7 protein-coding genes are annotated in these 9,492 nt (G+C 70.1%); all 7 read left to right on the forward strand.

The features are described from left to right. Positions 1 to 1,639 (forward strand): alpha-xylosidase (gene yicI / locus ACFV8H_RS40510; RefSeq protein WP_380409675.1); only part of this gene is annotated, 1,639 nt, incomplete at its 5' end. A gap of 330 nt (positions 1,640 to 1,969) precedes the next feature. Then, a complete protein-coding gene (locus ACFV8H_RS40515) occupies positions 1,970 to 2,248 on the forward strand; it encodes an AbfB domain-containing protein (protein WP_380409677.1) in 279 nt (92 codons plus the stop codon). 154 nt (positions 2,249 to 2,402) lie between these two features. Continuing rightward, positions 2,403 to 3,956, forward strand: coding sequence for an alpha-L-arabinofuranosidase B (locus ACFV8H_RS40520; protein WP_380409679.1), 1,554 nt, complete (start codon positions 2,403 to 2,405; stop codon positions 3,954 to 3,956). A gap of 556 nt (positions 3,957 to 4,512) precedes the next feature. Beyond that, complete coding sequence (locus tag ACFV8H_RS40525; protein WP_380409681.1) at positions 4,513 to 5,496, forward strand: ABC transporter substrate-binding protein; 984 nt, start codon at positions 4,513 to 4,515, stop codon at positions 5,494 to 5,496. Between the two features lie 101 nt (positions 5,497 to 5,597). Continuing rightward, entirely contained in the window at positions 5,598 to 7,097 is a 1,500-nt protein-coding gene (locus ACFV8H_RS40530) for a sugar ABC transporter ATP-binding protein (RefSeq protein WP_380409687.1), read from the forward strand. Then, positions 7,094 to 8,179 carry an ABC transporter permease gene (locus ACFV8H_RS40535; protein ID WP_380409683.1) on the forward strand — a complete coding sequence of 362 codons (1,086 nt, stop codon included), beginning with the start codon at positions 7,094 to 7,096 and terminating at the stop codon, positions 8,177 to 8,179. The genes ACFV8H_RS40530 and ACFV8H_RS40535 overlap by 4 nt, the downstream gene beginning before the upstream one ends. Continuing rightward, positions 8,176 to 9,147 carry a galactofuranose ABC transporter, permease protein YjfF gene (gene yjfF / locus ACFV8H_RS40540; RefSeq protein ID WP_380409685.1) on the forward strand — a complete coding sequence of 324 codons (972 nt, stop codon included), beginning with the start codon at positions 8,176 to 8,178 and terminating at the stop codon, positions 9,145 to 9,147. The genes ACFV8H_RS40535 and yjfF overlap by 4 nt, the downstream gene beginning before the upstream one ends. The last annotated feature ends 345 nt before the right edge of the window (positions 9,148 to 9,492 follow it).

A 9,492-nucleotide genomic window follows, 5' to 3' on the forward strand; every position in this document is an offset into this window, starting at 1 on the left:
GTCCTACGAGGTCGGCTCCGAGTCGGTGGGCCAGGTGCAGTTCAGTGTCGAGGACCAGTCGCTGGAGTACTTCGTCGTCCACGGTCCGACCCCCAGGCAGGTCCTGGAGCGCTACACCGCGCTCACCGGCCGCCCCGCGCTGCCCCCGGCGTGGGCGCTGGGCCTGTGGCTGACCACGTCGTTCACCACGGACTACGACGAGGCCACGGTGAACCGCTTCGTCGGGGGGATGGCCGAGCGCGGGATCCCGCTCAGCGTCTTCCACTTCGACTGCTTCTGGATGCGCGGGTACCAGTGGAGCGACTTCCGCTGGGACGAGGACACCTTCCCGGACCCGGCGGGGATGCTGGCGCGCCTCAAGGAGCAGGGCCTGCGCATCTGCCTGTGGATCAACCCGTACATCGCGCAGAAGTCGGAACTCTTCGCCGAGGGCATGCGCGAGGGCCACCTCGTGCGGCGCCCGGACGGCACCGTCTGGCAGTGGGACCTGTGGCAGCCCGGCATGGCCCTGGTGGACTTCACCAACCCCGCCGCCACCACCTGGTACCTCGACAAGCTGCGCACCCTGCTGGACGTCGGCGTGGACTGCTTCAAGACCGACTTCGGCGAGCGCATCCCCACCGACGTGCTCTGGCACGACGGTTCCGACCCGGAGCGGATGCACAACTACTACACCCACCTGTACAACGAGGCGGTGTTCGGGCTGCTGCGCGAGGAGCGGGGCGAGGGGGAGGCGATGCTGTTCGCGCGCTCCGCGACCGCGGGTGGCCAGCAGTACCCGGTGCACTGGGGCGGCGACTGCGAGTCGCACTTCAACGCCATGGCGGAGTCGCTGCGCGGAGGACTGTCCCTGGGCCTGTCCGGCTTCGGCTTCTGGAGCCACGACATCGGCGGCTTCGAGGGCACACCCACCCCCGCCGTCTTCAAGCGCTGGACCCAGTTCGGCCTGCTCTCCTCGCACAGCCGCCTGCACGGCAGCAAGTCCTACCGGGTGCCGTGGGACTTCGGCGAGGAGGCCGTCGAGGTCACGCGCGAGTTCACCCTGCTCAAGCACCGCCTGGCGCCCTACCTCCAACGCGCGGCCCAGCAGGCGCACGCCACCGGGGTCCCGGTGATGCGCGCGATGGTGCTGGAGTTCCCCGACGACCCGGCCGCAGCGACGCTGGAGCGGCAGTACCTGCTCGGCGACGACCTGCTCGTCGCCCCGGTCTTCACCGAGGACGGCACGGTCGACTACTACGTACCCGAGGGGACGTGGACCAACATCCTGACCGGCGACCAGGTCACCGGCCCGCGCTGGGTGCGCGAACAGCACGGCTTCCACACCCTGCCGCTGCTCGCCCGCCCCGACTCCGTCGTCCCGCTCGCCGCGGACGACCAGCGCCCGGTCTCCGCCTGGGCCGAGGGCGTCGAACTGCGGGTGCACGCCTTCGCCGACGGCGCCGAGACCACCGTGGTGATCCCGCGCTCCGACGGCCCCGGCGAGAGCGCCCGCTTCCACCTGCGCCGCACCGGCGACCGCCTCCGGGTGACCACCGACAGCCCGCACCCCTGGCAGCTGCGGATCGGCGGCCCGGACGGCGCCCTGCACACCAGCCCGGCCGGCACCCCGGAAGCCGAACTGCCCTACCCGGCCTGACACCCGGCCACCCCAGGACAGCCGGCCCCAAGGACCCGGGTCCCCGCACGCCACCGCACGGGCGTGCGGGGACCCGTCCCCATTCCCGGCTCCGGCCACCCCGGCCCCCACCCCACACGGAGGCCGTCGGCGGAGGCAACTCTTCGGGGGATTGTGTGCGTTAACATCCAGACGTCTTGACGGTGCCGGGGCATCTGGCCATAGTGATGGTCGATGCAGCCGGCCAGGAGCTTTCTCGACGGGCCGGGTCCACCTTTTCTCGGCCATTGTTGTTAGCGCTAACAATGTTGGACGCCTTCTTCCTTCCCCCACCCGCGAAGGAGTTCGTTCATGACCACCCGAACACGGCTGAGCCGCGCCCGGCGAACGCCGGCGGTGGGCGGAACGCCGGTGACGTTCGGCAGTTCCGCCGCCGACGCCACCTTCTGCGCCCAGTACGGGACCAGCGGCGCCGACTACTCCCCGAAGTCCTTCAACGTCCCGGAGAGGTACGTCCGCCACTGCCGCTTCGCCGGCCGCGCCGCGAGCAACGGCGGCACCGACTCCTGGGACGGCCCTTCGTCGTGGGCCCAGGACACCAGCCGGCTCGCCGCCTCTCCCCGGAGCTGACCAGCAGCCCCTGTGCCGGGTCCGGTGCCCAGAAGGGCAGAAGCCGCACCGGACCCGCAGGCGTCAGCGCAACCCGCGCCGTCCGCGCAGCCGGACACCGGGAGGTTCGTCGGCGCCCGCCCCACCCCCACCCCACCCAGTGAAGGAACTCCTCATGATCAAACCGTGGTTGAACCGCCTCCGACACGCGTTCCTCGCGGCCGGTACCACCGCTGCGCTCGCCGCCGGCCTGCTCACCGCCACGGCCACCCCCTCGCAGGCCGCCACCCAGGGGCCGTGTGACATCTACGCCGCGGGCGGCACGCCGTGCGTGGCGGCGCACAGCACCACCCGGGCCCTGTACGGGACGTACAACGGCCCGCTGTACCAGGTCAGGCGCGCGGTCGACAATGCGACCAGGGACATCGGCCTGCTGAGCGCCGGCGGCTACGCCGACGCCGCCGCGCAGGACTCCTTCTGCGCCGGCACCAGCTGCGTCATCACCGTCCTCTACGACCAGTCCGGCAAGGGCAACCACCTCACCCAGGCGCCCGCCGGCGGGGCGGCCGGCGGGCCGGACAACCTCGCCAACGCCGTCGAGGCGCCGGTCACCGTCGCCGGCCACAAGGCGTACGGCGTCTACGTCGCCCCCGGGACCGGCTATCGCAACAACCACACCAACGGCATCGCCACCGGCGACCAGCCCGAGGGCATGTACGCCATCTTCGACGGCACGCACTTCAACGGCGGCTGCTGCTTCGACTACGGCAACGCCGAGACGAACAACCTGGACACCGGCAACGGCCACATGGAGGCCCTCTACTTCGGCAACAACAAGAGCTGGGGCTCGGGCAGCGGCAATGGCCCGTGGGTCATGGCAGACCTGGAGAACGGCCTGTTCTCCGGGGTGAACCGAGGGTTCAACGCCAATGACCCCAGCGTCAGCAACCGATTCCTGACCGCCATGCTCAAGGGCGGCCCGAACCAGTGGGCCCTCCGCGGCGGTGACGCCCAGTCGGGCGGTCTGTCCACCTTCTACAACGGCGCACGCCCCAACGCCACCGGTTACGACCCGATGCACAAGGAAGGCGCGATCATCCTCGGCATCGGCGGTGACAACAGCAAGTGGGCCCAAGGCACCTTCTACGAGGGGGTCATGACCCAGGGCTACCCGTCGGACGCCACCGAGAACGCGGTCCAGGCCAACATCACCGCCGCGGGCTACAACAGCGGTTCGACCAGCACCGGCACGCTGACCCCCGGCTCCCGGATCTCCCTGCAGGCCACCACCGCGCCCTGCTGCACGTCCCACTACCTCCGCCACAACGACACCGACTCCAAGGTCGTCATCTCCGACACCGGCTCCGCCAGTTCGGCCAACGACAAGGCCGACGCCACCTGGATCGTCCGCGCAGGCCTGGCCGACTCCTCCTGCCTGTCCTTCGAGTCCGCCAACAGCCCCGGGCAGTTCCTGCACCACTACAACTACGAGCTCTACCTGGACTTCGACAGCGGCGTCGGCTCCTTCGCGCAGGACGCCACCTTCTGCCCCACCAGTGGCAACGGCGGGGTCGGCAGCTCCTTCCGGTCCGTCAACTTCCCGACGAAGTACCTCCGCCACTACAACTACACCGCCTACATCGCCGACAACGGCGGCTCCAACGCATGGGACAGCAGTACCAGTTGGGCTGCCGACACCAGCTGGCTGGTCGTCCAGCCCTGGGGCTGAGCCGCCGGGGCACCGGCGGTCGTCCGCTGTGCGATTCAGCGGGCGGAGCAGGGTGCCGATGGTCCTGACGGGTGCCGGGCCCAGGGGCGGGAGCGCCCTGGGCCCGGCGCGGCCATTGTGCGGCCGTGGCCTGCGCGCCCGGGCCAGGGCCGGCGGAGCCGTCAGGAAGCCGCCCGCCCAGGTCGGCGTGGGCCTGTCACGCCGACCGCCTCAGTGCCCCGGGCGATCGCCCGACCTCTACCGACCGGGATCCCGGTCGTGTGCCGATGAGCTGCCGTGAGCTGCCCCGATCGGCTCCGAGGCGTGTCCGGTGGTTCCGGTCCCGAACGGCAGGGGGCGGGTGCTCCGGGCGTCAACTGGCCGACGTGGATAGCGGACTGAGAGCACCTCCGGTAGCCGGTCCGTCCTGGTCAAGATTGGGTAACACGGCGCGGAGGCCTTGCCGGGGTCAATTGTTAGCGTTAACAATCGGTCCCGAGCGAAACGGCGACGATACCTCGCGTTCACACAGCCGGTGCCGTTCGCGCGATCGACGATCCCGAGAGGAAGTCCCCACATGTCCAAGAGAGTTGCGTCGGTCCTGGTCTCCGGTGCGATGGTCGCCGTCCTCGCCGCCTGCGGTTCCGGTGGAGGCGGGGGCTCGGCCGACAAGGGGGCCGGCCACAAGCTCGTGGTGGGCTTCTCGCAGGTCGGTGCGGAGAGTGGCTGGCGCACCGCGAACACCAAGTCGATCCAGGAGGCGGCGAAGAAGGCCGGCGTCGAGTTGAAGTTCTCCGACGCGCAGCAGAAGCAGGAGAACCAGATCAAGGCGATCCGCTCGTTCATCCAGCAGAAGGTCGACGTGATCGCCTTCTCGCCGGTGGTGGAGTCGGGTTGGGACACCGTGCTGAAGGAGGCCAAGGACGCGCACATCCCGGTGATCCTGACCGACCGCGCGGTGGACTCCAAGGACGAGTCGCTGTACGCCTCCTTCCTCGGCTCGGACTTCGTCGAGGAGGGCAAGAAGGCCGGCGACTGGCTGGTCAAGGAGTACGCGGGCAGCGGCGGCGACGTGAACATCGTCCAGTTGGAGGGCACCACCGGCTCGGCGCCGGCCAACGACCGCAAGTCCGGCTTCGCGGACGCCACCAAGGGCGACCCGAAGTTCAAGGTGGTCGCCTCGCAGACCGGCGACTTCACCCGCGCCAAGGGCAAGGAGGTCATGCAGGCCTTCCTGAAGTCCCAGTCGAAGATCGACGTGCTGTACGCGCACAACGACGACATGGCGCTCGGGGCGATCCAGGCGATCGAGGAGGCCGGCAGGAAGCCGGGCACCGACATCAAGATCGTCTCCGTGGACGGCGTCAAGGACGCCTTCACCGCGATGACCCAGGGGAAGATCAACTACGACGTGGAGTGCAACCCGCTGCTCGGCGATCAGCTGATGGACCTGGTGAAGAAGGTCAAGGCGGGTGAGCAGGTGCCGCGGCGGATCAAGACCGAGGAGGGCACCTTCACCCCCGAGCAGGCCGCCGCGGCCCTGCCCACCCGCCAGTACTGACCGGCTCGGCCGGCCCGGGGAGCGATCGGCGGATCGCTCCCCGGTGGGCCGGGTCGCACGAGGAGAGGAGAACCGGGGTGCGTCAGCAACCGGTCCTGGAAATGCGGGGTATCCGTAAGGAGTTCCCCGGGGTGGTGGCGCTGGACGGGGTCGACTTCCGGCTCTTCCCCGGTGAGGTGCACGCCCTGATGGGGGAGAACGGCGCCGGGAAGTCCACGCTGATCAAGGTGCTCACCGGTGTCCACCCGTCGGACGGCGGCGAGGTGTGGCTGGCCGGCGGCCGGGTGCGGATCGCCGGGCCGCTGCAGGCCCAGCAGGCCGGGATCAGCACGGTCTACCAGGAGGTGAACCTCTGCCCGAACCTCTCGGTCGCGGAGAACATCTTCATCGGGCGGGAGCCCCGTCGGTTCGGCCTGATCGACTGGGCCGCGATGCGCCGCCGGGCCGCCGAGCTGGTCCGCGAGCTGGACCTGGACATCGACGTCGGCGCGCCGCTGAACAGCTGCTCCATCGCCGTCCAGCAGTTGGTGGCGATCGTCCGCGCGGTCGACGTCTCGGCCAAGGTGCTGATCCTGGACGAGCCGACCTCCAGCCTGGACCGTGACGAGGTGAACCAGCTCTTCGCCGTCATACGGAGGCTGCGCGACCAGGGCGTGGCGATCCTGTTCGTCTCGCACTTCCTCGACCAGATCTACGAGATCTGCGACCGGATGACGGTGTTGCGCAACGGCCGACTGGAGGGCGAGTACCTGACCAGCGAGCTCAACCAGGTCGAACTCGTCTCCCGGATGATCGGCGCCGAACTCGCCGGACTCGACCAACTCGCGGGCGGCCAGCGGGGCGAGCGCACCGCCCCGGTCGCCGGCCCGGCTTTCCTACAGGCCGAGGGCCTGGCCCGGAAGGGTGCCGTGGAGCCGTACGACCTGACCATCCGGTCCGGCGAAGTGATCGGCCTCGCGGGTCTGTTGGGGTCCGGCCGGACCGAGGCGGCCCGGCTGCTGTTCGGCGCCGACCACAAGGACCGCGGCACCGTGCGGATCAACGGCACCGAGGTCGACCTCCGCAACCCGCGCGACGCGATCGCCCACGGCATCGCGTTCTGCTCGGAGAACCGCAAGACCGAGGGCCTGGTCGGCGAACTGACCGTCCGGGAGAACATCGTCCTGGCGCTGCAGGCCGCCCGGGGCTGGACGCGCCCGCTGTCGCGCACCGCTCAGGACGCGTACGCGCTGCGCTGGATCCGCGCCCTGGACATCCGCCCCGGCAACCCCGAGGCGCTGGTGCGCAACCTCAGCGGCGGCAACCAGCAGAAGGTGCTGCTCGCCCGCTGGCTGATCACCGACCCCAAGCTGCTGATCCTGGACGAACCCACCCGCGGCATCGACATCGGGGCCAAGGCCGAGATCCAGAAACTGGTCGCGGACCTCGCCGAGAAGGGCATGGCGGTGCTGTTCATCTCCGCCGAACTGGAAGAGGTGCTGCGGCTCAGCCACCGGGTCGGCGTGCTGCGCGACCACCGGATGGTCGTTCAGCTCGACAACGACGGCGAGCTCACCCCGGAGCGCGTCCTGGCCACCATCGCGAGCGGAGCGGAAGAATGACCACGGCACCGACGACCCCGTGGGCCAGGGCGGTGACCCGGTCCAGGCTGTTCTGGCCGGCCGTGGTGCTGGCCGTGCTGCTGCTCGCCAACCTCGCCTTCACCCCGGACTTCTTCGCCGTCCACCTCAAGGACGGTCACCTGTACGGAAGTACGGTCGACATCCTGCACTTCGGCGCCCCGCTGATCCTGGTGTCGCTGGGCATGACCCTGGTGATCGCCACCGGCGGTATCGACCTGTCGGTCGGCTCCACCGTCGCCATCGCCGGTGCGCTGGCCTGCCAGCACATCAGCGAGGCAGCCGACCCGGCGAGCCTCGGTACGGTGTTCGGCGCGGTGGGCATCGCACTCGGCACGGCGGTGCTGCTGGGCGTCGCGAACGGGGTGCTGGTGGCCCGGGTCGGCGTGCAGCCGATCATCGCCACCCTGATCCTGATGGTCGCCGGGCGCGGCCTGGCCCAGCTGATCACCGACGGCCAGATCATCACGATCACCAGCGAGCCGTACCAGCTGATCGGCGGCGGCTACTGGCTGACCATGCCGTTCGCGATCCTGCTCAGCGCCGTGGTGGTGCTGGCCACCGTGCTGCTGACCCGCTCCACCGCGCTCGGACTGCTGCTGGAGTCCGTCGGCGGCAACCCGGTGGCCAGCCGGCTGGTCGGCATCCGGGCGATGCGCCTGGTCGCCCTGGTCTACGTGTTCAGCGCGCTGTGCGCGGCACTGGCCGGCCTGATGGTGTCCTCGAACGTCTCGGCCGCCGACGGCAACAACGCCGGACTGTGGATCGAACTGGACGCCATCCTCGCGGTGGTGCTCGGCGGGACCTCGCTGAACGGCGGCCGGTTCTCGATCGGCGGCACCGTCCTCGGCGCGCTCATCATCCAGACCCTCTCCACCACCGTGTACACCGTCGGCATCCCGCCGGAGACCACCCTGGTGTTCAAGGCGTTCGTCGTGATCGCGGTCTGCCTGATCCAGTCGCCGAACTTCCGGGCCAAGGTCGCCAGGCGCGGCGGCGTCGGACGTCGGAGCGGAGCCCGGACCAATCCTGTCACCACCACCAACCGGGAGGTCGGCGCGTGAACGCCAACGCCCTGCTGACCCGCCTGCGAGGACAGGTCCCGCTGCTGGTCACCGCGGTCCTGCTGGTGTCGATGTTCACCGTCGGGTCGGCGCAGTACGACGGCTTCTTCTCCGGCCAGGTCGTGCTCAACCTGCTGATCGACAACGCCTTCCTGCTGGTCGTCGCGGTCGGCATGACCTTCGTCGTGCTGACCGGCGGCATCGACCTGTCGGTCGGCGCGGTGGTGGCGCTGTCCACCATGGTCTCCGCCTGGCTGGTCCAACTGCACGGCTGGCCGCCGCTGCTGGTGATCCCGCTGGTCCTGCTGATGGGCACCGCGGGCGGCTGGCTGATGGGCTGGGTCATCCACGTCTTCGAGATCCAGCCGTTCATCGTCACCCTGGCCGGCATGTTCCTGGCCCGCGGCCTGTGCTACACGATCAGCGTCGAGTCGATCTCCATCACCGACCCGCAGTACACCGCCATGGCGCAGACCCGGATCCCGCTCGGCGACCTGTTCGTCTCACCGAGCGCGGTCATCGCGCTGCTGGTGGTCGCCGTCGCCTTCGTGGTCCTCCACTACACCCGCCTCGGCCGCAACGTGTACGCGCTCGGCGGCAGCGAGCAGTCCGCGCTGCTGATGGGCCTGCCGGTCCAGCGCACCAAGACCACCGTCTACGCGATCAGCGGCTTCTGCTCCGCGCTCGGCGGGGTGCTGCTCACCTTCTACATGCTGTCCGGCTACGGCCTCCACGCGGTGGGCCTGGAACTCGACGCGATCGCCGCGGTCGTCATCGGCGGCACCCTGCTGACCGGCGGCTCGGGCTACCTGCTGGGCACCCTGCTCGGCGTGCTGGTGCTCGGGCTGATCCAGACCGTCATCAGCTTCCAGGGCACCCTCAGCTCCTGGTGGACCCGGATCGTCATCGGTGCCCTGCTGTTCGTCTTCATCGTCCTGCAGCGCCTGATCACCGCCCGCCGGCGGTAGCGCACCGCGTCGCCCCGGCACGGCCCGCCCGGGCCGTGCCGGGGCCCACGCCTGAGCACGGTGCCGTCTCCCGGGATTGTGCCCACGCCGTCCTCGCCTACGTACCGGAAATGTATGAGCGCGGCCCAGCGTGGCGGGAAACGAATTGAAGGAAACCCTTGCGACGCTCCGGTCACTCCGGTCACTCCGGTCACTCCGGTCGCTCCGGTCGCTCTGGGGCGGGGTGTCACGGTGAAGGCGCGGTGCCACCGTCGAAACGCTTGACCGGCACTGCCCGACCGGCACCATGCGAAGAGCCGGGTGGGGGCCCGCGGGGGGGACCCCCCGAGGCGCGGGGGGGGGAGC

The sequence above is a fragment of the Kitasatospora sp. NPDC059827 genome, assembly GCF_042731675.1.
In the GTDB taxonomy this organism is placed as follows: Bacteria; Actinomycetota; Actinomycetes; order Streptomycetales; family Streptomycetaceae; genus Kitasatospora.